The 24,406-nt window shown below is 58.7% G+C and carries 21 protein-coding genes; 7 read left to right on the top strand and 14 right to left on the bottom strand.

The features are described from left to right. Positions 1-99: 99 nt before the first annotated feature. Positions 100-1,242 (bottom strand): glycosyltransferase family 9 protein, encoded by a 1,143-nt coding sequence (locus tag ACUZ9P_RS07645; protein WP_449249259.1) that lies wholly within the window; start codon positions 1,240-1,242, stop codon positions 100-102. Continuing rightward, positions 1,242-2,642, bottom strand: coding sequence for an undecaprenyl-phosphate galactose phosphotransferase WbaP (gene wbaP, locus ACUZ9P_RS07640; RefSeq protein ID WP_449249258.1), 1,401 nt, complete (start codon positions 2,640-2,642; stop codon positions 1,242-1,244). Before wbaP ends, ACUZ9P_RS07645 begins: the two co-directional genes overlap by 1 nt. Before the next feature lie 799 nt (positions 2,643-3,441). Here wbaP and ACUZ9P_RS07635 point away from each other — a divergent pair. From ACUZ9P_RS07635 to ACUZ9P_RS07620, 4 genes are all read left to right on the top strand, one after another. Continuing rightward, positions 3,442-4,185, top strand: coding sequence for an ABC transporter substrate-binding protein (locus ACUZ9P_RS07635; RefSeq protein WP_298995758.1), 744 nt, complete (start codon positions 3,442-3,444; stop codon positions 4,183-4,185). An 85-nt stretch (positions 4,186-4,270) separates the two neighbouring features. Beyond that, positions 4,271-4,963, top strand: a complete 693-nt coding sequence (locus tag ACUZ9P_RS07630; RefSeq protein ID WP_298995756.1) for an amino acid ABC transporter permease — start codon at positions 4,271-4,273, stop codon at positions 4,961-4,963. Positions 4,964-4,965: 2 nt separating this feature from the next. Then, positions 4,966-5,724 carry an amino acid ABC transporter ATP-binding protein gene (locus tag ACUZ9P_RS07625; protein ID WP_022657985.1) on the top strand — a complete coding sequence of 253 codons (759 nt, stop codon included), beginning with the start codon at positions 4,966-4,968 and terminating at the stop codon, positions 5,722-5,724. After that, positions 5,725-6,393, top strand: coding sequence for an amino acid ABC transporter permease (locus tag ACUZ9P_RS07620; RefSeq protein ID WP_298995753.1), 669 nt, complete (start codon positions 5,725-5,727; stop codon positions 6,391-6,393). A 109-nt stretch (positions 6,394-6,502) separates the two neighbouring features. Here ACUZ9P_RS07620 and ACUZ9P_RS07615 read toward each other — a convergent pair whose 3' ends face one another. Together ACUZ9P_RS07615 and ACUZ9P_RS07610 are read right to left on the bottom strand one after the other, a co-directional pair. Further along, positions 6,503-6,850, bottom strand: a complete 348-nt coding sequence (locus ACUZ9P_RS07615; protein WP_449249257.1) for a DVU0772 family protein — start codon at positions 6,848-6,850, stop codon at positions 6,503-6,505. 74 nt (positions 6,851-6,924) lie between these two features. After that, positions 6,925-9,648: a tetratricopeptide repeat protein gene (locus ACUZ9P_RS07610; protein ID WP_449249256.1), complete on the bottom strand. Its 2,724-nt coding sequence runs from the start codon at positions 9,646-9,648 to the stop codon at positions 6,925-6,927. A gap of 85 nt (positions 9,649-9,733) precedes the next feature. On the opposite strand from ACUZ9P_RS07610, the gene ACUZ9P_RS07605 reads away from it, so the two are divergent. Further along, entirely contained in the window at positions 9,734-10,099 is a 366-nt protein-coding gene (locus tag ACUZ9P_RS07605; RefSeq protein WP_298995747.1) for a molybdenum cofactor biosynthesis protein MoaE, read from the top strand. 187 nt (positions 10,100-10,286) lie between these two features. Here ACUZ9P_RS07605 and secF read toward each other — a convergent pair whose 3' ends face one another. From secF to ACUZ9P_RS07585, 4 genes are all read right to left on the bottom strand, one after another. Then, positions 10,287-11,390 carry a protein translocase subunit SecF gene (gene secF / locus ACUZ9P_RS07600; protein ID WP_449249255.1) on the bottom strand — a complete coding sequence of 368 codons (1,104 nt, stop codon included), beginning with the start codon at positions 11,388-11,390 and terminating at the stop codon, positions 10,287-10,289. A 144-nt stretch (positions 11,391-11,534) separates the two neighbouring features. Continuing rightward, on the bottom strand, positions 11,535-13,115 hold the full coding sequence (secD, locus tag ACUZ9P_RS07595) for a protein translocase subunit SecD (protein WP_298995743.1): 1,581 nt from the start codon (positions 13,113-13,115) through the stop codon (positions 11,535-11,537). A gap of 226 nt (positions 13,116-13,341) precedes the next feature. After that, a complete protein-coding gene (gene yajC / locus ACUZ9P_RS07590; RefSeq protein ID WP_374042273.1) occupies positions 13,342-13,692 on the bottom strand; it encodes a preprotein translocase subunit YajC in 351 nt (116 codons plus the stop codon). 105 nt (positions 13,693-13,797) lie between these two features. Continuing rightward, the gene (locus ACUZ9P_RS07585) at positions 13,798-14,583 is read right to left on the bottom strand and encodes an alpha/beta hydrolase (RefSeq protein ID WP_449249254.1); all 786 of its coding nucleotides are present in this window, start codon (positions 14,581-14,583) and stop codon (positions 13,798-13,800) included. Positions 14,584-14,704: 121 nt separating this feature from the next. On the opposite strand from ACUZ9P_RS07585, the gene ACUZ9P_RS07580 reads away from it, so the two are divergent. After that, positions 14,705-16,024 carry an amidohydrolase family protein gene (locus tag ACUZ9P_RS07580; RefSeq protein ID WP_449249253.1) on the top strand — a complete coding sequence of 440 codons (1,320 nt, stop codon included), beginning with the start codon at positions 14,705-14,707 and terminating at the stop codon, positions 16,022-16,024. A gap of 80 nt (positions 16,025-16,104) precedes the next feature. Here ACUZ9P_RS07580 and ACUZ9P_RS07575 read toward each other — a convergent pair whose 3' ends face one another. The 3 genes from ACUZ9P_RS07575 to ACUZ9P_RS07565 all read right to left on the bottom strand — a co-directional run bounded on the left by ACUZ9P_RS07575 (position 16,105) and on the right by ACUZ9P_RS07565 (position 20,462). Next, on the bottom strand, positions 16,105-18,075 hold the full coding sequence (locus ACUZ9P_RS07575) for a YjhG/YagF family D-xylonate dehydratase (protein WP_449249252.1): 1,971 nt from the start codon (positions 18,073-18,075) through the stop codon (positions 16,105-16,107). A 152-nt stretch (positions 18,076-18,227) separates the two neighbouring features. Then, positions 18,228-19,106: a dihydrodipicolinate synthase family protein gene (locus ACUZ9P_RS07570; RefSeq protein WP_449249251.1), complete on the bottom strand. Its 879-nt coding sequence runs from the start codon at positions 19,104-19,106 to the stop codon at positions 18,228-18,230. A 21-nt stretch (positions 19,107-19,127) separates the two neighbouring features. Then, positions 19,128-20,462: a GntT/GntP/DsdX family permease gene (locus ACUZ9P_RS07565; protein WP_449249250.1), complete on the bottom strand. Its 1,335-nt coding sequence runs from the start codon at positions 20,460-20,462 to the stop codon at positions 19,128-19,130. Between the two features lie 147 nt (positions 20,463-20,609). Here ACUZ9P_RS07565 and ACUZ9P_RS07560 point away from each other — a divergent pair, with 147 nt between their 5' ends. After that, on the top strand, positions 20,610-21,383 hold the full coding sequence (locus ACUZ9P_RS07560; protein ID WP_298995731.1) for an IclR family transcriptional regulator: 774 nt from the start codon (positions 20,610-20,612) through the stop codon (positions 21,381-21,383). 252 nt (positions 21,384-21,635) lie between these two features. On the opposite strand, the gene ACUZ9P_RS07555 is transcribed toward ACUZ9P_RS07560, so the two are convergent. From ACUZ9P_RS07555 to ACUZ9P_RS07545, 3 genes are all read right to left on the bottom strand, one after another. Beyond that, a complete protein-coding gene (locus tag ACUZ9P_RS07555; RefSeq protein ID WP_298995729.1) occupies positions 21,636-21,974 on the bottom strand; it encodes an Hpt domain-containing protein in 339 nt (112 codons plus the stop codon). A gap of 307 nt (positions 21,975-22,281) precedes the next feature. Next, positions 22,282-23,526, bottom strand: a complete 1,245-nt coding sequence (locus ACUZ9P_RS07550; RefSeq protein WP_449249249.1) for an amidohydrolase family protein — start codon at positions 23,524-23,526, stop codon at positions 22,282-22,284. 13 nt (positions 23,527-23,539) lie between these two features. Continuing rightward, positions 23,540-24,406, bottom strand: a complete 867-nt coding sequence (locus ACUZ9P_RS07545) for a YitT family protein (protein WP_298995725.1) — start codon at positions 24,404-24,406, stop codon at positions 23,540-23,542.

Below are 24,406 nucleotides of genomic sequence, written 5' to 3'. Positions count from 1 at the left end.
GGATCAATGATCCCTTCCCCTTAAATATTTCTCCCCTCCGTTGCAAGACATCTGCCCACAAGCAGACCACACGACGGAGAATTTTTTACTGCTAGTTGCCTAAAAGAGCGAAAGACTGTGCAGGGCATCCACCACATCCTCCACTGGCAGCGAATCAAGACAGGGGGTGTGGGGCCGTGGATATTCAAAACCCAGGTTGAGGTAGGCGTATGGCCCCTTGTGCGGCAAAAGTGCGCGCACATGACGCCCCACCGGCCCCCAGCGCAAGGGATTGGTTGGCCCATGCAGCCCCACTGTGGGTGCGCCTGCAAGGGCTGCCAGATGCATGGTGCCTGTGTTCACGGAGACTACAGCCGAGGCGCGGCTGAACAGCCAGGCAAGGCCTGCAAGTGATGTTCTGCCCGCAAGCGAAATAGCAGGGCATTGAGGATGCGCCCGCAAAAAAGCGTCATTACGCGGGGCATCAGCTGGCGCACCGGTCAGGTAGACCTCAAACCCCTTGCTGCCCAGCAGTCGGGACAGAGCATCCCAACTGTCGGCGGGCCACTCCTTGAGCCAGGCATTGGAGCCTGAGGGCCACATGTGCAGATAAACCCTCTGCGGCAAGGCATCGCCTATTTCGCCTGTGGGTTCCAGCCTGCCGCAAAGTTCAGCGGGCAGATCATCCGGAGGCGACTGCGGCAAAAGCAGGCGTGGCGCACCCTGAAGATCCGGGTACAGAGCGCGGCCCAGCTCCATGAAATTTTCCACCTCATGCCTGTCATTACGGTGGGGTACCTTGAGGCTATAGCCAAAGGCGCGTTGCTGCCCTTCCGTATCAAAGCCCACTGTGGTTCGGGCGTTGGAAAGATTGCTCAATATGGCGCCAAGCCGCGCCCACTGCGTGCTGTCAATGAGCACATCCAGACGCTGTTCACGCAGCCATGCAGCCATTGCGGAAACATCCCTCACAGCAAAGGCCGCGAACTGGTCAATACCAGGGATCAGGTTGACGGTAGCGGCATTGGCGCGGGACACAAGCAGGGCAATATGTACGTTGGGCAGCCGCTCGCGCAGGGCGGTAATCAGCGCTGAAAGCAGCAGCAGATCGCCAATGGCCCCCAGACAGATAAAGCCCAGACGCTGTGGCACTGCATCGGGCACAGATTTTTTGCCCAGGCGCGCGACTGCGCTACATGCCGCCAAAGGTATGCCCGCATAACGATCTAGCAAACGGTTAAGCCTGTTGCCGCGTTCTCCCATCAGTATGCTCCATACCCGGTTATGACCACAGGAATCGTCTTGGCCAAGATCCACAAATCCATCCAGACAGACCAGTTGTTGATATAATAGTGGTCAAAGGCCACGCGCTCGGCATAGGTGGTATTATTACGGCCAGATATCTGCCACAGCCCAGTAATGCCGGGGCGCACCATGCAGTATTCCTCATACACAGGGCCGTACTTTTGAACTTCGTTCTGCACAATGGGGCGCGGCCCCACAAGGCTCATATCGCCAATGACCACGTTGAGCAGCTGCGGCAGTTCATCCAGGCTGACCTTGCGCAAAATGCGGCCCACGCGGGTTATGCGCGGATCATGCTTGAGCTTGTGGTCTTTCTCCCACTCCGCCCGCAATTCAGAATCGTGCTCAAGCACTTCCCTGAGCACCATATCAGCCTTGTCCACCATAGTGCGAAACTTGAAAATCCTGATCTCGCGCCCCCCGTTGCCAATACGCCGCTGGCGATAAAACACGGGGCCCTTGCTGTCTAGGCGAATAGCCAGAGCCAGCAGCAAGCCAAGGGGCAGCAGCACCACGCCACCAAGGGCGCAGAGCAGCACATCCATAAACCTTTTGACCCGCAGGCGGCGCTTGTCGCGCAGGTTTTGCCGTACCTGCAAGCCCACGGCAGTGCCAAGGTCGCGCGGGGTCAGCCAGTGCGCGCGGAAGCCATCGTTGAACGAAGGCACAACAAGAATGCGCTCAAAATAACGGCTGGCTTCGGTAATATAGTCAAGGCTCTGCCCCTGATCCGCCTTTTGCAGAATCATGGCCATCGCCTTTGGCTTGGCCTGCGACGTTTCCGCAAAGAGTTTGCGCACGGCGGCTTCATTGGTGGGCAAAGAATATATGGCTACCGGGCGCAGCCCGCGCTCGGGGCGGCGCTTGAGGTACCGCCAGAAGTCACGCCCGGCGTTGCCGCTGTCAAAAATTATCAACGGTCTGCCCCACCAGCGGCGGCGCATAAACAGGCGGCGGCAATAGCTGCGCATGAGCGGCAGCGTAAAGACCGTGGCCAGCCAACTGCCCGCAATGACAATTCGGGAGTAGGTATCGCCTGCTTTTGACAGGAAAAGCACGGCCAGAATGATACCGTACATGAGGCTTGTGAGCTGAAACAAGGCCTTGAGTTCGCGGTGCGGAGGCAGGCTTATGCTTTGATAAAGGCCGAGCCCGGCGGCCATCACCGGCCCCATAATCAACAAGGGCAATGCCCCGCGATACTGTGAAAAATCCACGTCGCCAAAAGCGGCGCGCACAAGAAAAACCACCAGGGCCGTGCCCAGGATGGTGAAAAGATCAGCAAGACAAAGCAGGGTTTTTTGCGGGGAAAGCCCGCAAGCCAGAAGCGCCCTGACCCAGAGGGGATATTGTTTCATGAGGAGCGGCGCTGTGCCGATGGACCGGCACCACGTTTACGCGCGGCAAGCCGCGCTGTTGCTGAAAACACAGATACTCAAACAATGTAATGTTATTCTCTTTCTTCGCAAAGCACAATAATCCCCCCCATGCGATACCGGCAGACCCCGGCGGCCCTGTGACGCGGGCTATCGCCCTTGCGGCTTACACATATTCACGAAATGCTCTCGCTTTCGGGTCGGCAAAGCCGACACCGGCTCGTACATTTCGGGCCGCCCCTGCCCCGGCGGCCCTGTGACGCGGGCTATCGCCCTTGCGGCTTACGCATATTCACGAAATGCTCTCGCTTTCGGGTCGGCAAAGCCGACACCGGCTCGTACATTTCGGGCCGCCCCTGCCCCGGCGGCCCTGTGACGCGGGCTATCGCCCTTGCGGCTTACGCATACTCACGAAATGCTCTCGCTTGCGGGTCGGCAAAGCCGACACCGGCTCGTACATTTCGGGCCGCCCCTGCCCCGGCGGCCCTGTGACGCGGGCTATCGCCCTTGCGGCTTACACATATTCACGAAATGCTCTTGCTTTCGGGTCGGCAAAGCCGACACCGGCTCGTACATTTCGGGCCGCCCCTGCCCCGGCGGCCCTGTGACGCGGGCTATCGCCCTTGCGTCACAGTCCTCCTTCTGTTACAGAAAGACCTTGTTTTGCAGTGGCCGCGCGGCGTTGGTAAAAAATTCCAACCGCGCAGGTATGCGCGTCAGCCGCCCCAGGCGGCAGTGTCGGCGCATGTCCGTTCTGTCCTTTCCGAGGGGGAAATTGAACATGAAGAAGCTTCTCGTCTGCGCCCTGCTGGCCGCCGTACTGGCCGCCGTGCCCGCATTTGCCAAAAAGGCCTATGTGAACGGCATTGACCCCGACTATCCGCCCTTTGCCTACATGGATGAAAAAACTGGCAAGCCCGCGGGCTTTGACGTGGATTCCATGAACTGGATAGCCAAGACCATGGGATTTGAAGTGGTTCACAAGCCCATGGCATGGGACGGCATCATCCCCGCCCTGCTCGCCAAGCAGATCGACATGGTTGACTCCGGCATGAGCATCACCGGAGAGCGCGCCAAGGTTGTGCAGTTCTCCAACCCCTACTGGACGGTTTCGCGCGTGTTTGTTGTGCCCGCCGATTCCAAGCTGACCCCTGCCGACATTCTGAGCAAAAAAATCCAGCTCGGCGTGCAGCGCGGCACCTCTGAAGCCAACGACATCAAAAAAGAGCAGGAAGAAAAGAAATATCCTTTTGAACTGCGCTTTTACGAATCTTCCCCCCTTGCGGTTGAAGACCTCCTCAATGGCCGCATCCAGGCTGCCCTGATGGACGAACTCCCCGCCAACAACGCCATTGAAAATGGCCGCGCCGTCAAGAAGGCCGGCACCCACGGCGAACCCGACAATTTCGGCGTTGCCATGCGCAAAGACGACAAGGAACTGCAGAAGCTGGTGAACGAAGGCTATAAAAAGCTTATGGCCGACCCCTACTGGAAAGAACTGCAGCAGAAATACCTGAGCAAATAACGGACGCGCAAGCGCCCACACGTCAAGCGCGAACCGCCTGCAACCCGGACGGTTCGCGCTTGTGCGGAAAAGGCACCCTCCATACATGAATTCACTGCTTGTGGTATACAACGCCCTGCCCTCCATTCTGTCCGGCAGTCTGGTTACGGTGGGCAACGTCACCCTGTCGCTGACAATGGGTCTGCTGCTTGGCGTGCCCATGGCCGTGGCCCAGGTTTATGGCGGCCCATGGCTGCGGCGGCTGGTGGCGTTGTATGTTTGGTTTTTCAGAGGTGTGCCCATTTTGGTGCTGCTGTTTCTCTGCTACGGCCTGTTCATCAGCATCGGTATTTCCATTGATCCATTTTTCATCTGCTGTATCGTTCTTGGCAGCACCAGCTCGGCCTACCAGTCGCAGATTTTCAGGGGCGCTATCGAAAGCCTGCCCCACGGGCAGCTCAATGCCGCGCGCGCCCTTGGCATGCGCGAAAGCACGGGCATCTGCTCCATTATTTTGCCTCAGGCCATGCGGCTCTCCATCCCTGGCTGGGCCAACGAATTTTCTATTCTCCTCAAGGATTCGGCCATCTGCTTTGTGCTCGGTACGCAGGACATCATGGCCCGCACATCCTTTGTGGCGGCCAGAACGCACGAGCATCTGGCCCTCTACGCCACAGCGGGCGTGCTGTATTTTGTGCTGACGCTGGTGGTGCTGAGACTGTTGCGTCTTCTGGAACAAAAAATCCATGTACCCGGCTATTCCTCAGGGATCGGCATGGAAGGCATGGGTATGGGATAAGCATGAGCGTGGATCAACAAGCGGTATTGCAGGTCAAAGGCATTTCCAAGATGTTGGGCGGCAAGCCCATTCTGGATAATTGCAGTCTCACGGTGAACCGGGGCGAACTCAAGGTGCTCATCGGCCCTTCCGGCGCGGGCAAGAGCACATTTCTTCAAAGCATCAACTGCCTTATCCCCCCGGATTCCGGCGAGATATATCTTGAAGGTCAGCTGCTCAACCGCACGGACAAGGCCGCACTGTGCGCCTTTCGCGCCCAGGTTGGCATGATCTTTCAGGATTTCAACCTGTTTGATCACCTTACCGCCGAAGAAAACGTGGCCATAGCCCTGCGCAAGGTGCGCGGCATGTCTGCTGCCGATGCGCGCGCCCGCGCACAGGAAGAACTTGCACGTGTGGGCCTTGCCCGCCGCGCGAGCCTGTACCCGGCGCAGCTCTCTGGCGGCCAGAAGCAACGCGTGGCCATGGCCCGCGCCCTCGCCATGGATCCCAAGGTTATTCTGCTTGATGAGCCGACCTCGGCCCTTGACCCGGAACTTGTGGGCGAAGTGCTTGCCGTTATTCGCGATCTCGCCAGCGGCGGCATGACCATGGTCATGGCAACGCACCAGATGGATTTTGCCCGTGCGCTCGCCACCGAAATTATTTTTATGGAACACGGCAAGCTCATTGAACAGGGCTCGCCCGCAGTGCTGCTGGCCGAAGGGTCAAACACGCGTACCCGCGATTTTTGCCAGCGCCTGCTGGAGATGGGGGCCTAAGTGCTGGACGCGGCCTTTTTCAGCAACGAACTGCTGCCAGCCCTGAACCGTGGGCTGCTGGTTTCGCTTGCGCTCATTATTCCAGCCGGTAGCCTCGGCTTTGTGGGCGGCGTTCTTCTGGGGTGCGCCCGCGCTTTTGGGCCGCGCTGGCTGCGCCGCCTCGGCAACGGCTATACTTCGCTGATACGAGGTGTGCCTCTGGCCGTGCAACTGATGATGATCTATTACGCTCTGCCCAAGCTCGGCATTTTCTTTTCGCCCTTTGGCGCGGCCCTGACCAGTTTTACACTCTGCACAGCCGCCTATCAGTCGGAATACGTGCGGGGCGCGCTGCTTTCCATCAGGCAGGGGCAGGTGCGCGCCGCCCAGGCGCTTGGTTTCAGCCAGTGGCAGACAGTCTCGTGGATCATTATTCCTCAGGCAGCCAGACGCGCTCTGCCCGGCTGCGGTAATGAGATCATCTACCTTATCAAGTACAGTTCGCTGGCCTATCTTGTTACGTGCCTTGAACTCATGGGCGAAGGCAAGGTTGTTGCCTCTGACACGTTTCGCTTCACAGAAGTCTTTATCGCTGTGGGCGCGTACTATCTGGCAATGGTCACGCTGGCGACATTTCTGTTGCGCTGGCTTGAAGACAGATACCGCATCCCCGGCTTTGGAGCGCGCTAGCGCCGCCTCTTTGACTTTCTTCCATGTCACGAGAAAGGCCCGCTTTACGCGGGCCTTTTAACATTTCTTTGTATCGTTGGGCACTTCCGGGGCACCCTGCGCTGGGGCATCAATCCTGCTCAAGCTCCTTTTTGAGCCAGGACTTCACTTCGGGCGTGGGTTCGCTTATGCCGCGCCACGAACCATGAACATTTCGATAGTCTTCCATCAGCCCCGTAGGCAGAGGAACGGTAATCAGATCGTCCGCCCGTTCAGAATTGCGCCTCACAAGTCGGATAACAGGCGTCTCCTGCCAGCTGTCCACCACAAAGTAGTGGGACACGTCTTCCTTGGATCGAACCGGCGGATATTCTGAATGCCAGTCGTTATTTCCCCATTCCAGATACATGGTTACGGCGTGTTCGGGGCTGAGGTTCCAGTCTATATTGTAAAGAGAAAAATCCTTCAGGGATGTCATGGCTTCCTCCTTGTGTGCTTGATTTATTAATAACAATTATCGATAAATTATGCAAGAGGCTGGCCCAAGTTTAGTTACTTCTTCCCCGATTGCTCCGCATCCTTCTTTTTCTGGGCGCGATCCGCCTCAAGCCGACGTTGCTGACGAATACGCTCAAGCCGGGTTTGCTGCGCCTGCTCACGCTGCTGGCGCGCTTCCTCAAGCAGGCGCTCACGCTTGCGGTCAAACACGATTGTCGTGCGCAGGGCCGCTGTCCCCAGAGAAACCATGGTCACAATGAGGATCAGAATCTTTTGGATCGACCACGGTTCGGAGCCAAGAATATCCCGTAGCCAGCCCAAGTGCAGCGCTTCACCCCAAAAATAGATCACCGGCACCGCAACAAAACAGAGCAGCAGCCCCAAGGCCTCCAGCCACATGAACGTTTTGATCAGGGTAAGCCCAAAAAGAGTACCATCGCGCACCATTCGCAAAAATTGCAAGCGCTTGCGCAGACTGCGCAGCAATTCTGCCAAGTGGGGAGTTTCGCCCTGGGCACGCTTGAAGGCTTCGGCCTCCTTGAAGTTGCACGAAAATGCCCGGTTGATGATGCCCGCGCTCTCGTTAAATTCCTGGCTGAACTCCCGCAGGGCCGCGGGGAAGGGAAACCAAGAGGCTTCATCCCGAATTTCTTGCAGGATATCAAGATAGTACTTGTATCGATTGCGGAGATCTTCAACTTCGCGGGCTATGCAGTCTTCCATTTCCCTTTCGAGGTTGGGCCGCTCTGCCACGACCTTGAGGTAGGCAAGGTAGTTGTTGATATTGGCAAGGTTTTCCAGTTCACGCACCTTTTCGCCAAGTTGCAGCTGCACAGGATGTTCCGGCGCAAACCAGGCATTGATGCGGCCACTGATCTCGTTGACGCGAACCCGGTCGGCGTCCGCGCATTTTTTGGCCTCTGTCCACAGGTCATACAGGGCTGATAGGATCAGCAGGCGGCCGCGCTCAAGGGCCGGATCTATGAGAACCCTGTTGAAGTACGCCGGTTCCTCGCGAATGAGCGTTATAAGCTGATCCAGCACAGGCTCGCAAAAACCCATTTTTACCTGACAAACAATTTCGCGGTACTTGACCTCGCGCCACTGGGGCATGACGCGCCAAATTTGTGAATACTGTTCTATGGCCTGAGAAAACTGCCCTTGTTCTTCCGCCAGACGTGCAAGAAAAAATTCTGTCCAGGCCTGTAAGGCGGGCGATGGCGTAAGCACCGCCGCATTGCGGAAGGCAGCTTCAGCACGGGGATAATCGTTGCGCTCAATGTGCGCAAAAGCCTGCACCATGTGCAGACGCGGGTCGCGCTGATGCCGGGAAATTGCCTGGCTTATCTTCTTTTCCATCTCCGACATTTCAGACGGAGATGTGGCTATGAGCTTGTCCAGCAGATCCCAGGCGGGGCTGTCATCCTTGGAGGGCACGGCCTCGTGGGGCTCTGGCTCACGCATGCGGTAAAGCCAGTGCCTCGGCACGTTGCGCAACTGGCAGGCAGAATTGATTTCAAGCACGGCGCGCAGTACCAAAGCGGCATCGTCTTCGCCGCCAAGCACTGCCCCGTAGCCGCCTGCCCCTTTTTCCGTCAGCGTCATTTCTATGCTGCGGAACCCTTCATTGATGGCTTCAAGATCCAGCTGCCCGATGTTTTCCCATACTTCCTGACTATTGGAGGCTGGCCCAAAACGCGTGGGGCATTCTGACGAATCGTGGCTGTGAATACCGCAATAAACGCAGCCCATACCAGAAGGGCTGGGCGATGTAAGGCGGCTTGGCATCAGCAGCGCAATAGACCTGCCGCTGAGGCTGTTTTCGTCCAGCATCACGTTGCACCAGCTGTCCATGGCCATCTGCTCGCCGGTAAAGCGCAGATCGCGAACAGTAAATCCCTCGCCCAGCAGATAGGCATTGCGATAGCTCAGGTAGGGGAAATCCGGCATGAGATTATCCCACTGCAAGCCTATCTTCTTGGGCAGATCAGCATTGAAATTCAGGTTGTTGCAGTCGGCAACCACGCTTACGCAGGGCCAGTAGCCCGCAGCTTCGTTTTTTTCCTTGTCAAAGCTGTGCAGATAGTCGCGCATGAAGGTGCGCAGCATCTGCAGGTTGTCTATGGCAATCATCATGAACGTATTGTCCACGATGGATTTGATCTTGTGCTTTTGCAGCAGGACTTCAAGCCGCTTGAACATGGACGTCCAGCCGACCTGATAGGCCTTGTCGAGCGGGCTGCCCAAGGGGTGCAGCACGGCAAACCACGACTGGGTGGAGGCGTAGGGCATGCGCACGTCAACCGTCATGGAAGCCCAGTCCACGCCCGCCATGCCCTGCCGCCCGGAACGGCGCTCAAAGGTAATGCCAGGAAGGCCTTTTTTACCCTCGCGGCTCTTGGGATGTATCCAGATTTCAAGGGCATCGGTCACAACGATCTGCTGGGCCTGCAAGGCGCCGTCTAGCAGCAAGTTGACCTCGCGCTTGCGCCCGAACTGCAACCGCCCCGGGAACAGCTCAATAGCAACGGGCAGTTCGTTAAAATTGCCCCACACCATTAGCCGGGCCAGAGCCAGAAATACGTCGTCAGTAAAGAAGAACCAGATTGACTGCTCCGCTTCTTCGCCCACCAGCATGCCGCCATAATTCAGCAGCGTCTGGCCTACGGCGGGGGCGAGCCTGTCGTGCCAGCTCACCCACACCACATGGCCCATGGTGCTCATGCGCACATCAATATTGCCCGGCAGGCGTGAGAGTAACTGCGATAAATGCGCCATGAATAAAGTCCTTTATACAAAGGCTGCCATGTTGTAGCCTAAACTGAACGGTGTTGATCTAGCCAATAAAACCAAGGCGGTTTTTATGGATATTAACAAAACTCTTCAGGAACTCAAAGCCCGCCCCGGCTTCGCCGACCACGTGGGTATGATGCTGGTGCACAACGGTGTTGTGCGCGCATGGTCGCGCGGGGATCATGCCCCGGTTACCGCCGTGCAAGTTTCGCACGACACTGCTAAAATGGACGCCATCTGCCGCGAGATGGAAAAACAGCCGGGAATTTTTGCCATCGTTGCCCATGCCGAAGAAGGTCTTCTCAAGCCGGGCGATGACCTGCTCTTCCTTGTGGTGGCGGGCGACATACGCGAGCACGTTAAAGCCACCTTTGCAGAACTGCTTGACCGTATCAAGGCCGAGGCCGTCATCAAGCAGGAAATTCACGATGCCTGACGCTTTTGCTTCTGTTTTCCTTATCGGCTGACTTGTAAAAAAGGCATGCCCACAGCATGCCTTTTTTCATTACCGATGCACAGCGGTACAATCCCTATGGCTGAAAAACAAAACCCCCGGCTGCTCTGGCAACCGAGGGTTTTCATTGATCTTTCAGGCAAAGCAGCTCTGCGCTTTGCAACAAAGGCTACACAACGCCGTGTTCGCCAGGGCGCTCGTATCGTCCTTTTTGCTGCACAAGGGCAACATAAAAATCCGTATCGCCAAGTGCCAGCAGCACTGCAGAAGACACGTAGATGGAAGAGAGCGTACCCACAACCACGCCAATAAGCACCGTCAACGCGAAATCATGGATAACGCCGCCGCCCACAAGGAACAGGGAAAGCGTTGCCAAAAAGGTCGTGCCGCTGGTGAGGATGGTGCGCGAAAGGGTCTGGTTAACGCTGCGGTTAATCAGATCAGCCATGCTCAGCTCGGGCGCAGCGCGCAAGTTTTCGCGCAGGCGGTCATAAACGATGATGGTATCGTTGAGCGAGTAGCCCACGAGGGTCAGCAGGGCCGCCATAACGTTGAGGTCAACCTCAACCTTCATGAGCGAGAGCAGGCCCAGAGTGATGCCCACGTCGTGGAGCAGGCCCACAACAGCGCCGAGCGCAAAGTTGAGCCGCAGCACAAAGCACACCACAAGGGTGATGGCAAGCGAGATGAGCACAAGCCAGCCCATGCCAAGCCCGGTAAGGCCGACAAGATAGGTGCCGCCCCACAAGGCCGCAGCCATGGCCGCGCCAGCCATCCAGCGTTGTTCGAACCGGCCGGAGATATACACGGCAATGAGCAAAACTGCGTAAAAAAGTGCGCTCAGCGCCTTGTTGGTCAAGTCTGCGCCAACCTTGGGGCCGACCACTTCCAGACGCTGGATCTCAGCCTTGTTGTCCGGGAAGGCAGCTGCCAGAGAATCCACAACAGCTGTACGAACCTGCGTTGCGTCACTGTTTTCCGAATTGGAAAAACGCAGCAGATAGTCCCTGTCGCCATCGCCGAACTTCTGGGTGGTGATGCCCGGCAGTGCGGGAACTTCAATACTTTTCTTTAATGCTTCATCCTTCACCGGCTGCTGAAACTGGATCTGAACAATAACGCCGCCCGCGAAGTCGATGCCCATCTTGAGGCCGTTGCCCCACATGGTGGAGATAATGCCCACCAGAATCAGCAAGGCCGAGATACCGTATGCCCAATGGCGCAGGCCAATAAAATCAAACTTGGTGTCGTGTCTGATAAATGCGAAACCCATAATTGCCTCCCGGCGCGCTAGAGCAGAGTAGCATTAAAATGTTTGTCTGCTCTGCGCGGATTTTGAAAAGAAAATCCGCGCCACGAAATGCTTGCAAGGCGAACTTGCTTCGCCGTTAAGCAAGTATTTCAAAGTGGAAATGCTCTAGATGCTGATGCCCTTGGGGCCGCAATGCCGCGCCCACTCCTCAAAGATAGCCCGCGATACAAAGATGGCCGTAAACATGGAGGCCACGATGCCCAATCCAAGCGTTACGGCAAAGCCACGGATGGGCCCGGTGCCGAACTGGTACAGGATGACGGTCACGATGATGGACGTGAGGTTGGAGTCTGTAATGGAAATGGCCGCGCGGTCAAAACCCGCGCGCACAGCGGCAAGTGGGGTGAGGCCCAGCCGTATTTCCTCGCGTATGCGCTCGTAGATCAGCACGTTGGCGTCAACCGCCATACCGATTGTCAAAACGATACCTGCTATGCCCGGCAGCGTCAGGGTTGCGCCAAAAGCGCCCATGCCCGCCATAACAATGAGCATGGTAAAGCAGAGCATGACGTCGGCGATGAGGCCGCTCAAACCGTAGTAGATGCCGATGAACAGCACCACGCCCACTGCGCCAACCATGGCGGCATGAAGGCCGCTGTCGATGGCTTCCTGACCCAGCGAGGGGCCGACCGTGCGCTCTTCAAGCACGGAGACGGGCGCGGGCAATGAACCTGCGCGCAGCACAATGGCAAGATCCTGAGCTTCGGCAGTGGTGAAGCTGCCCGAGATGCTGGCCTTGCCACCGCCGATGCGCTCGCGGATGGAAGGTGCGGAATACACCTTGCCGTCAAGCACAATAGCCATGCGGCGGCCCACGCTTTCACCAGTCACGCGTTCAAAGATACGCGCGCCGCGGGCATTAAAATTCAGAGTGACGTACGACTGGTTCATGTTGTCAAAGGCGGGCCGGGCGTCCGACACGTCTTCGCCGGTGAGCATGGCGTCTTTTTCAACAGCGATGAGCGTTTCTTTCTGCTGCTGGCCGGGGTTCTTCTCCAGCATGGGCAGCGCGATCACGCCAGGGGGCAGCACAGCCTTGCCGGGGTCAACATCCTCGCGCACCAGATGGAACTCGAGGTGAGCGGTCTGGCCGATAACCTGCACGGCGCGGCGCGGGTCAGAAATACCCGGCAACTGCACCTGAATGCGGTTGCCAGCCTGCTTGCGGATATCGGGTTCGGCCACGCCAAACTGGTCAATACGGTTGCGGATGGTGCGCAGGGCCTGATCAAGCGAAAGATCTTCAATGCGCTTGACTTCCGCCGGACTAAAACGAGCCACATAGCGCAACTGGCCCGCTTCGCCAGCCTGGGGTTCGCCCACGCTCAACTGCGGAAAGTGACGGGCCAGCAGCTCGCGGAACTGCGGTTCGTTTTCTGCGCGCGGCAGCACAAATTCAAGAGCGGTGCCGCCCACCACGCGGGGGCGCAGCACAACAATCTTTTCATCTTCGGCCACGCGGCGCAAATCCTGCCCGGTCAGGGCCAGCGAATTGCTCACGGCCTTGGCAACGTCAACGCCAAGCGTCAGATGGATGCCGCCCTTGAGGTCAAGGCCGAGATTGATTTTGCTCGACGGCAGAACGCGCTCAAGAGCTGTTCCCAGGTAGGGAACGCTGGGGAGCGCGTAAACAAGGGACAACACAAAAACCATGATGGCTATGGACAAGCGCCAGAGCAGACCCATCGTTCACCTTCCACACAACAGATTAAGCTTTGCCGCAACCGCGCGGCTATCCCCATGAGGGACAGCCGCAGGGCTACCGACAAAGCCGGAAACTCCGAAGACCCGAAAATCCGGGCACGTCAAGAGGCAAAAGCCCTTGAGCCGATCCGGCGAGCGCCAGTCCAGCTCATGGGCCATGCACTTTGCCCGCCTGGCAGAGGCAGACACAAGCCGCAAAAGCGACCTGCTACTTTTCTTCCTTGGTGTCCTTGCCGCCCTTGACAGGCACAACGCCGCCGATGGAGCCGCGCGAAACGCGCACCTTGGCTTCGCCGCTCTCAAGAAGCACCTGTTCATCGTCGATCTCAAGAATACGGCCAAGCAGACCGCTTGAGGTCATAACGTGGTCGCCGCGCTTGAGTTCAGCCAGCATCTGCTTGTGAACCTTGGCCCGCTTCTGCTGGGGACGGATGAGCAGGAACCAGAAAATGACAAACATGACGATGAGGGGCAGAAACTGCATCAGCATTTCCTGTCCGCTGGCGGGGGCCGCCCCGGCCTGGGGAGTGCCCATGGCATAAGCTAAGGATTCAAACAAAACGCACCTCCATAGGGTGTGGGTATAGCATTAAAAAGTACCGCCCGACATCAGCAAGGGCAAAACGTTGCCCTCACCCGATTTTCGGGCAATGCCAGCGAATTTCTATATACGCTGCGGCGCAATCTTGCAAGCCTTTCCCGCCGCCACTTCGCTGGCAAAGGCCACGGCAATGGCGGCCACGCGCTCGCGGCTTTCCACGTGCGTTGTTGGCAAATGCCCGCCGTGGGGGCTTGTTACCCGCAAAAGATGCAGCCTCACATCAGCCGCGCCGCACTGTTCAACCAAAAAACTGGAATTGAAAGGCGGGCATACGCCATCACTATACAGCTGCACGGCGCACAGCGGCACAGATATCCCGCCAAGAGCCGCCCGCACCCTTTTTTGCGCCAGCGCCAATTGCTGCAAGTGGCGGTACGAACACAGGGTTTCGTGCCCTTGCCAGGGGGCAACGGCCCTGCTCGCCGCAGACCGTGGCGGCACCCGCCGCACAGGCTGCAAGCGGCTCCACAGGGGCAGCAGGGGCATGCGCCAGTCGGCAAGAAAAAGGGGATGCAAGCGCCACAAGAAAAGCGGCGTTGCCAGCAGGAGCAGGCCCGCCGGGGCCGGAAGCTGCCCCTCGGCGGCCTCTACGGCAATATCCAGAGCCAGCAACCCGCCCAGCGAGTACCCCGCCAGCAGCGCGGGGCCGTCTGCGCACTGGTCAAGATAGGCTGCGCGGGCACAGTCAAGCCACTGCGCGTAGGAGCTTGCCAGATATTCCTTTTCCAAGGCGGCATGCCCCGGCAGCACCGGGCACTCGGCAACATGCCCCGCAGCTTCAAGGGCATCGGCCACAGGGCGCACCTCAAAAGGGCTTCCCGCAAGGCCGTGCAAAACCAGACAACGCATGCTGTTCACCGTCGTTCCACCCGGTGCGGCAAGGGATCTTGCCAAGCGCGAGCCAGGGAGCTACACCTGAAATATCGCGTCATTAATAGAGATATTACGCCAACCTGTCTGCGGAGAAACCATGCACCACTGCGACACATTGCTCCATGCCGCCTGCATCGTCACACAAGACGCGCAGCGCCGCGTTATAGAAAAGGCCTCTCTGGCCATCGACAAGGGACTGATTGCCGCAGTCGGACCCACCGCCGAGATTGTCCAGAACTGGCAGTCCGCCAACACTCTGCACCTTGAAAACATGCTCGTTCTGCCGGGCCTCGTCAACGCCCACACCCATGCGGCCATGACCTTTCTGCGCGGCCTTGCCGATGACATGCCGCTCATGGACTGGCTGAACCAGCGTATCTTCCCCGTGGAGCAAAAACTGACGCCGGAAATGGTGCGCCTGGGCAGCCTGCTTGGCTACGCGGAAATGCTGCGCACGGGCACCACTGCCTGTGTGGACATGTACCTTTTTGAAGAGTCGGTCTTTGAGGCCGCCGACACGGCAGGCCTGCGCTGTCTGGGCGGCGAAGCGGTTTTTGCCTTTCCCTCTGCGGCCTTTCCGGGGCCGGAGGCTGCGCTTGACGCCACCCGCGCTCTAGCGGAAAAATATCGCAATCACGACCGCCTGCGTGTGGCCGTGAACCCGCACAGCGTCTACACCACCACACCGGAAATCCTGACCGCCTGCCGCGACCTCGCGCAGGAGCTTGCCCTGCCCCTGCACATTCATCTGGCGGAAACCCCGTCAGAAACGCAGATATGCCTGTCTGCCCAGGAAAAGAGGCCAACGGAATACTGCCGCAGCCTCGGCCTGCTTGACGTGCCTTGCACCCTTGCCCATGTGGTGGATGTGACCTCGGCGGAGCTTGACCTGCTGGCCCGGCAAAAGGCCGTGGTGGCCCACAATCCTTCGTCCAATATGAAGCTGGCCTCAGGTGCTGCTCCTGTGACGGCCATGCTGGCGCGTGGCATGCACGTGGGCCTTGGCACAGATGGCGCTGCCAGCAACAACCGGCTGAACATGTTTTCTGAAATGGGCCGTGCCGCCCTGCTGCACAAGCTCACAGGCCTTGACCCTACCCTGCTGCCTGCGGGGCAGGTTCTGGATATGGCGACCCTCGGCGGCGCTGCCGCCATGCACGATGAGCGCCTTGGCTCGCTGGCCCCTGGCAAGGCAGCCGACTGCGTGGCCCTTGACCTCAGCGAACCAAACCTGCAACCCATGTATAATGAAGTGTCGCACCTTGTGTACGCGGCCACGGGCATGGAAACCCGCATGACCATGGTGGGCGGCGAGGTGCTGTATCAGGACGGGCGCTTTACCCGCTTCGACTACCCCGCCCTGTGCGAAGAAATACGTAACGTGCGCCGCTTTGTGCTACAGGTTTCGGGCGCATAGCCTTTTTTTATTTGTATATGCCAAAGGGCCGCCCCGGATCACGGAGCGGCCCTTTTCATTATCAAGGCTCTATGGGGCTGCTACATGCCCAGGGCTTTTTTGCCAGCCTCGAGCACTGTAACAATCTTGTCCACATCATACACGCTGCCGCCCCAGGTGCCGCCGCTCACGGCCTGCAAGGCCGCCCACAGGCGGGTGTCGTCAGGCAGGGCGGGCGCGGGCTTGAGGCCGGGGTGCGTTTCGCGCCCGGCAAGCACCTTGGCGCCTTCCTCGGGCGTGAGGGGGTGCTGCGGGTCAGTGCCGATAAAGTTGACACGGCCTTCCAGCTTGTTGCAGTCCACGACCATTTCCACAATATCGCCGTCGCGCAGTTTGGAAACAGGGCCGCCCACCAGTGCTTCCGGCCCGATATGGCCCACGCACGCGCCGGTGGAGACGCCGGAGAAACGCGCGTCCGTCAGCAGGCACACATACTTGCCATACGACAGGTGCTTGAGCGCCGAGGTAAGCTGATAGGTTTCTTCCATACCGGTGCCGCAGGGGCCGCCGCCGATAACTACCAGCATATCGCCCTTTTCGATTTTTCCGGCCTTGATGGCCTTGATGGCGTCAGGCTCGGCGGTGAAAACCTTGATGGCCGCCGTGTGACGATACACTCCGTCAGCATCGATAACCGAGGGGTCAATGGCCGTGGACTTGATGACCGAACCCTCGGGCGCAATGTTGCCCACGGGGAAGGTAATGGTGGAGGTCAGGCCGCGCTCCTTGGCGCGGGCGGGCGACATGATCACATCGTCCGGCTCCACGTTGTCCAGTTCCTTGAGCATGCGGCGGAAGTGGGCGCGGCGTTCGCTCTTTTCCCACCATTCAAGGTTTTCGCCCACGGTGTGACCGGTGACAGTGAGGGCGTCCAGGTGCAGCAGGCCGAGATCGCGCAGATGCAGCATGACTTCCGGCACGCCGCCCGCCATAAAGGCGCGGACAGTGGGATGATACACAGGGCCGTTGGGCAGCACGCTGACCAGACGGGGGGCCTTGCTGTTCACGCGCGCCCAGTCTTCCACCGTGGGACGGTGACAACCGCCCGCATGGGCAATGGCGGGCAGATGCAGCAGCAGGTTGGTGGACCCGCCAAAGGCCGCATGCACCATCATGGCGTTTTCAATGGCCTTGTCGGTGATGATATCCTTGATGGTGATGCCTTTTTTCAGCAGGCCCATCACGGCCTTGGCCGACTGACGGCCCACTTCCACCCACACGGGTTCGCCAGAGGGGGCAAGGGCCGTGTGCGGCAGGGCCAGACCAAGGCCTTCGGCCACAACCTGCGAGGTTCCGGCCGTGCCAAGGAACTGGCAGCCGCCACCGGCTGAACCGCAGGCGCGGCAGCCAAGGCGGGCTGCGTCCTCAAGGCTCAGCTCGTTGTTGGAATAACGCGCGCCGATGGTCTGCACCTTGCCGAGGTCTTCGCCGTCGGTGGGGGGCAGGGTCGAACCGCCGGGCACGAGTACGCAGGGCAGGTCGTGCATGGAGGCCAGGGCCATCATGGTTGCGGGCAGGCCCTTGTCGCAGCTGGCAACGCCGATAACAGCGCCAACTGTGGGCAGGGAACGGATCTGCCTGCGGAAAACCATGGCCGCATCGTTACGGAAGGGAAGGGAATCATACATACCGGTTGTGCCCTGAGTGCGTCCGTCGCAGGGGTCGGTCACGTATGAGGCAAAAGGTACACCCTTCTGCTGTTTGATCTCCTTGCTGGCGGCGGAAATCTGCAAACCCAGCTCCCAGTGGCCCACGTGCAGGCCCAGGGCGTCAGGGGTGCCGTCATCGTTGCGCTTGCCCCCAAGGGTGCTGATGATCAGCACGTTGGGGCCAAGAATATCTTCGGGCTTCCAGCCCATACCCGCATCCAGGGTCATGCCGAAAATATCGCCGCAGGGCAGCTCGCGCAGCATGTCGCCAGTGAGCGGCAGCGCACCCTTGGGGCCGGAAGCGTGGGTCTTTACATCATATACATCGTTCTGCGGATTGGCGTAAATATCTGCAATGGACATAGCATACTCTCTTTGTTGAGAAGTTGCCGGTTTCAGCGGGCGGCCAGAGGGAAGGCCGCCCTTTGCATCCTTACAGAACACCTGAAACCGAGACGGCGTCAGCGTAACCAACGCCGATTGCTCCATCTGGGGCATTTCACGCAGGAAGTGCCCTAAAAGCCGCGCATGAATTCCCGCACGGCAAACATCTGGGCAGAGGTTGCCTCCTGATAGGGGGACGCAACCGTGGTAGAGGCAAAAATGCCCGCATCCACAAGCAGGCCTTTCATGGCCGCCATGAAGGGCGAGGAGAATCCGTACACGCCCACAATGCGGTTGAACAACTGCTGATACTTCATGGTGCCGTCAAAATCACGGGCCTTCATGGCATCGCGCCAGGCCACGCACAGGTCGGGCCGCACGTTGGACACAGCCGCAATGCAGCCATCGCCGCCAGCCAGAACGTTTGACGCAAAGTTATGGTCAAAGCCGCTCAGCACTTCAAACGAGGGGATGTTGCCCTTGACGGTCTGGATAAGCTCCACCGTGTGCGCCATGTCGGGGATGGTGTCCTTGATGCCCACAATGTTGGGATAGCGGCGCGCGAGTTCAAGCACCACGCTGGGCGAAATGCTGTACCCGGTGCGGTCGGGGTAGTTATAGATGTACACCTTGCCGCGCACCTGCTCCGCCACAGCGCCGAAGTAGCTCATCACATCCGCATCGGTGAGGGCAAAATACCACGGCCCCACCACCATCACGCCGTCCGCGCCCTGCTCAAAAGCAAAGTTGGACATGGCTACGCATTCTTCAACCCGCATGTCGCCAGTGCCGATCAGCACCTGCATGCGGCGGTCGATATGCTTGATGGCCGCAGAAATCAGGCTCTTGCGTTCCTCAACAGAAAGATGCGGAAATTCACCGGAACTGCCGAATATGGCCGCGCCGTCAATACCGGCATTGATAAGAAAGTCGTAGTGCTTGAGGCACGACTGCACGTCGATTTCTGTTTTGCTTTTCAGCGCGGTAAGTGTGGGCGTTATATATTTCATCATAATCTCCGTATAGCTCAGTTAGATAACAAACGATGCCAGGTAGCAGAATATAGCCGTAATGATCGACACAATGCAGCCGGACAAGGTGAAGGACATATACATGTCTTTGACCGACATGTTCAAAAATTCGCGGAAGAACCAGAAGCCGGAGTCCGTAACGTGCGACCAGCCGATGGCCCCAGCGCCGATGGAAATGCACATGAGCGCAGGGTCAACAGGATGCACGGCCAGCACGGGGCTGATAAAGCCCGCAGCCGTCATCATGGCGACGGTGGCGCTGCCCAATGCAAAGCGCATGATGGACGCAATGAGCCAGGCCATGATGACCGGGTGCATATTGAGCGTGACCAGTACGTCCTTGAGAACGTTGCCCATGCCGGAATCCATGATGACCTTGTTGAAGCTGCCCGCAGCGCCAATGACCAGCAGGATGGAAACCATGGGCAAGAGGGATTTGTCGCAGAAACCGCTCAGTTCAATGGAGCTGAAGCCCCGCTTCACGCCGAGGAAGATCAGGGAAGCCACGGCGGAAATGAACAGGGCGATCACAGGATGGCCCAAAAATTCTACCAGGGGCATGTAGGCTGCATCCTTGCTGGAAGAAAATTCCACCACGGTCTTGCCGATCATGAGGATCAGCGGCAGCAGGGTCAGCAGCAGGGTTCCGACAAAGTTGGGCAGATCACGGCCATCCTTGCTGATGACGGTGGTAACAGCCCCTTCAGGCAGCGGCACAATGATGCGCTTGCTGATGTACTTGGCAAAGATGGGGCCGCCGATGATGGCGCCGGGCACCACCAGGATGAGGCCGTAAAGAATCACCTTGCCCACATCGGCGTTCAGTTCTTTGGCAATGGCCATGGCTGCGGGATGCGGCGGCACAACGCAGTGCACAACCAGCAGGCCAGTGTAGAGGGAAAGCGCCACCAGCAGGATGGAAAGCTTGGATTCCTTGGAAATGGAGAAGGCCAGGGGCATCAAGAGCACCATGCCCACCTGGGCAAACACGGGGATGCCGCAGATATAGCCGATGATGAGCATGGCCCAATAGGCCTTGGTCTGACCAAAAACGCCAATAAGCGATTTGGCGAGCCGCTGTGCGCCGCCCGAAACCTCGAGCATTTTGCCCATGAACGCGCCCAGCGCGAGGATGGGGGCCAGAAAGCCCAGGGTATTGCCCATGCCCTTTTCAATGGACGAGCCAATGGCACCCAGGGGCATGCCGCTGGCAATCCCCAAAAAGGCGCAAGCGGCCATCAACGCCAAAAATGCATGAACCCTGTAACGCACGCACAGCACCACAATGCCGACGATCGTTACGCCAAGAATAATCAGAGCACCCGTTGTTCCCATTTGGTCACCCTCTTTTCAGGATTGCAGCCACTTGTTTGCATATACGAACTCAATACGTAAATACAAACTATCCGGACAAACAATCTGCGTCAAGTATCCCCCTGACCCTTTCTTGAAAAAATTGCTTTTCCGTGCAAAACACTGGTCATGCAAGACCAACATAAACCAACCGTCCACATGCCGACCCAGCGGGTCATTTCACTTCTTGAAGCCCTGGCTGATGCAGAACACGGCCTCACGCTTACTCAGCTTTCCCTGTGCATCGGCAGCAGCAAGGGGACGATCTCGCCCATTCTTGAAACACTGCAACGGCATGATTTTGTTCGCAGAGACAAACTCTCGGGCCGGTATGAACTGGGCCGGGGCCTGTATCTGTTTTCAGAGGGTTTTCGCACGCAAGACCCCCTTATGGCACAGGCGCAGGCCTGCATGCGACAGGTGGTGGACGCCTGCGCCGAAATCTGCCAGCTGGGCATCCTCTCCCATACCGAGGTGCTGTACATAGCCAAGGTGGATTCTCGCGAGCCTATCCAGATCATTTCCCGCGTTGGTTCGCGCATGCCCGCCCGCAAAACGGCGCTGGGCAAGGCGCTGCTCAGCCAGTGCAAAAGGGAGGAAGTGGTTGCCCTTTTTGCCGGGGAGCTCTGCACCGAGCCTTTTGACATGGACGCTTTTCTGGAAGAACTGCAAGGGGTACGACAGGGGGCCATTGCCCGAGATATTGGCGAAATCAACCCGCAGCTGCATTGCTATGCTGTGCCTGTTACCTTTGCCGGGCGCGTGGATTGCGCCATGAGCGTCTCCCTGCCAGCCTTTCGCGACACGCCGGAGAAACACCAGCAGGTTGAAAACGAACTGCGCAAGGCTGTGGCAAAGCTTGAGCAGTTCATGGACGAAACGCACGAATGCTTCTGCCCCTAGGGCGGTGGGCAGACTATCAATCATTGAGCTATGCTGCGGAGTGGGGCCTTTTGTAAAAGAACTTCCATCCCGCCCCCCAGTGTTTCTTACCGCATCAAGCTATGCAGGAAGTCCCCGCCTGAAACTGGGCCGGAACTGACCCCTTGCAGCCTGCGCCCGTCCCCGCTGGCCCGCGCATGTCTGCCGCCCATAAAAAAAGCCCCTCTGCCGGACATTCCGGCGGAGGGGCACGACTTTTTCAGCAAAGCCAGCCTACTGCGTCATAAAGGCGTGCATGGTCACAAGCGTGTCCATGTGCGCGGAGGAAAAATGGTTCATGGCGCGGTCGGTATCTGCCCCGGCCTTGACGGCCATTTCAAGCTCAAGCGCAGCGGCGGCCAGCGCCTTGGCCCCCAGGTTGGCGGCTGCTCCCTTGGTGCTGTGCACAAGGTTGCGGGCTTCTTCCATGTTGCCGCTCTTCAGGGCCTGAGCTACCTTTGACGGGGTGTCGCGCTCCGTTTCAATAAACTTGGCAAGCAGCTTGACGTACATGTCGCGCTTGTTGAGCACCCTGGCAATGGCTTCCTTCCAATCCAAAACTTCCTCGGTCATGTTGTCCTTCTTGGCGCAGGTTAAGAAAAAGCGGCAAGCCGCTTGCAGTAAATAACGCGATCGGCATCCCCAAACCCGGATAAGCCGCAAATACCCCCTGGCGGCGCAACCGGCAGGCTGGCGATACATGCCGTAACGGCGTCAGTCTGCTGGGCGAATACTGCCAGCAACAAATTACCCTGACAAGGACTTTATGCGCCAAACACAAACACAGATAATCGAGAATAATTTCAAGGTATTTATAGCTGCCTTCAGAGGCGTGACAGCTATTTGCGATCCTCAGAAAACGCTGTTGGCTCGTGGATGGCTAGTAGGTCAGGTTTTCTGGCAGCACACAAAAATCCGCAGGCCCGCCCTTTTCCAGCCGCCCTGCCCCGCAGCCCAGAAGATTCAGGGCGGCAGCGCCGTTAATCGTCAGCATGCGCACCAGAGCTTCCGGCGGCACGTCCATTGCTTCGCGCAGCCACACCGCCTCTTTGCGCACATCCAGATCGCGGTTGGAGGTCAGCCCGTCCGTGCCAAGGCACAGCAGCGCGCCGCTTTCCATAAGCTCGCGCACAGGCGGCACCCCTACGCCAAGATTGCGGTTTGAGCGAGGGCAAAGGCACAGGGCCGCGCCGCTGGCTGCCAGGACCTCGACTTCCTGCGCGTCAAGCTGCACGCCGTGCACGGCCAGAGTACCGGGGCCGAGCAGGCCCAGCTTCACCGCATAAGCCAGCGGGCGCAGACCCGGCGCAGACCAATCTGGCGGCAGCACAACCCCGGCGTACAGATCGCGCAAAGGCCCGCTGCCCGATGTGAGCAACTGGGTTTCTTCGGGCGATTCCGCAAGGTGGAAGGAAAACACGCGTCCCATGCGGGAGCAGTCCTGCCGCGCGGCGCTGAGGATTTCCGGCCCGGTGGAATACAGGGCATGCCCGCCGGGAGCGCAACGGGCCATGAGAAAGGGATCATCGGCAAGAGCCTGACGGCAGCGCGGCGGCCAGGGGCGTTCACCATCGGCAAAGGGCGCGCCAAAGCCAAACCATTCGCAAAAATGGCTTACGGTCAGCCCCGCCTCATTGCAGGCCGCATCGACCAGAGCCGTGCCGCCGGGCAGGGAGCCAGTGATGTTGCCCACATACAGCGTGCCATACAGGGCCAGTGCGGCGCAGGCGCTTTCCACGGCATCCGCCTGCGGGGCAGCGCCCAACAGGGGAATAAGGCTTTGCAGCCATGCGGTAAAGCCGCGCCCCCAGCGGGTTTTCTCCGCCAGATGCGAAAGTTCCAGATGCGTGTGCGCGTTGACGCAGGCAGGGGCAAGGCAGACCGCGCCCACATCGCGCACCAGCGCACCTGCGGGCAGTTTGGCCTGCGACCACGGCAGAACATCCTCCACCAGCCCGCCGCGCACCAGCAGCACGCCGTTGTCGATCTTTTTCAGCGGGGCAAAAAGGCGGGCGGCCCGTGCAGGGCCTTCGCCTCCAAGGGTCAGAATGCTCTTGGCCCTGATGGCCAGCAAGGCCTCCGACGGCTCGTCAGATTCAGGAGATTCCGTGGCTTCCGGGTTCATGGGGCCTCCGCCGTCAACGGCTTCTGCGGGCAAACTGCCCGCCCGACACATAGAACGTGTTTTCCACAATGAACAGGGCGCGCGGATCAATGCTGAACACCAGATTCTCCAGCCGCTTGAGCGCCACATTGTTGGTGACGGTGAGCAGGATTTCGCGGTCGGAGCCGGAGTAGGCCCCCTTGCCGCGTACAAGCGTAGCGCCAAAGCGCTCTGTCACCAAAATGGCCTCGCTGATTTCTTCACCGTGGTCAGAAATGATCATAACGAGCTTGCGCCGGTTGAACAGGCCCAGCACATACTCCAGCGTACTGGCCGAAATGAACATCATCAGCATGGAAGCAACAATAAGATCCAGCGCCATGTGCGAGGCCGCCGTAAGAAACAGCAGGGAATTGAACAGAAAATTGAATTGCCCGATGGGCACGCTCCAGCGTTCCTTGAGCAGCACGGCGACCACATCCGTACCGCCGCTGCTGCCAAGGGTGCGCAGCATGATGCCGCAGGCTGCACCGTGCAGCACCCCGCCCACCACGGTGGCGTACACTTCGTTGGTAATGGGGATTTCAAAGGTGATGAAAAAACTGAACAACGTGGTGCAAAGGGTTCCGTAGGCCGTGTAGAGCAAAAATCGTTTGCCCACGCCAAACCAGCCCAAAGCATACACAGGAACGCACAGCAGGGCATACCAGACCAGCGGCGTGAGCGTGCCTGTCCAGTAATTGACCAGCAGGCCCACGCCCATGACTCCCCCGGAAAGGAAGCCATGGGGCGCGGCCACGCTCTGAATGCATATGGCCATAAGAACCGACCCCAGCGTAAGCCAGAGCAGGTTCCAGACCACCGATTCGGCCAGAGCCTTGTTGTACGACTGAAGCTTCAT

The sequence above is a fragment of the Desulfovibrio intestinivivus genome (assembly GCF_053570665.1).
The sequence above is the reverse complement of the archived record's forward strand: the minus strand, read 5'-3'. Positions and strand labels throughout refer to the sequence as shown.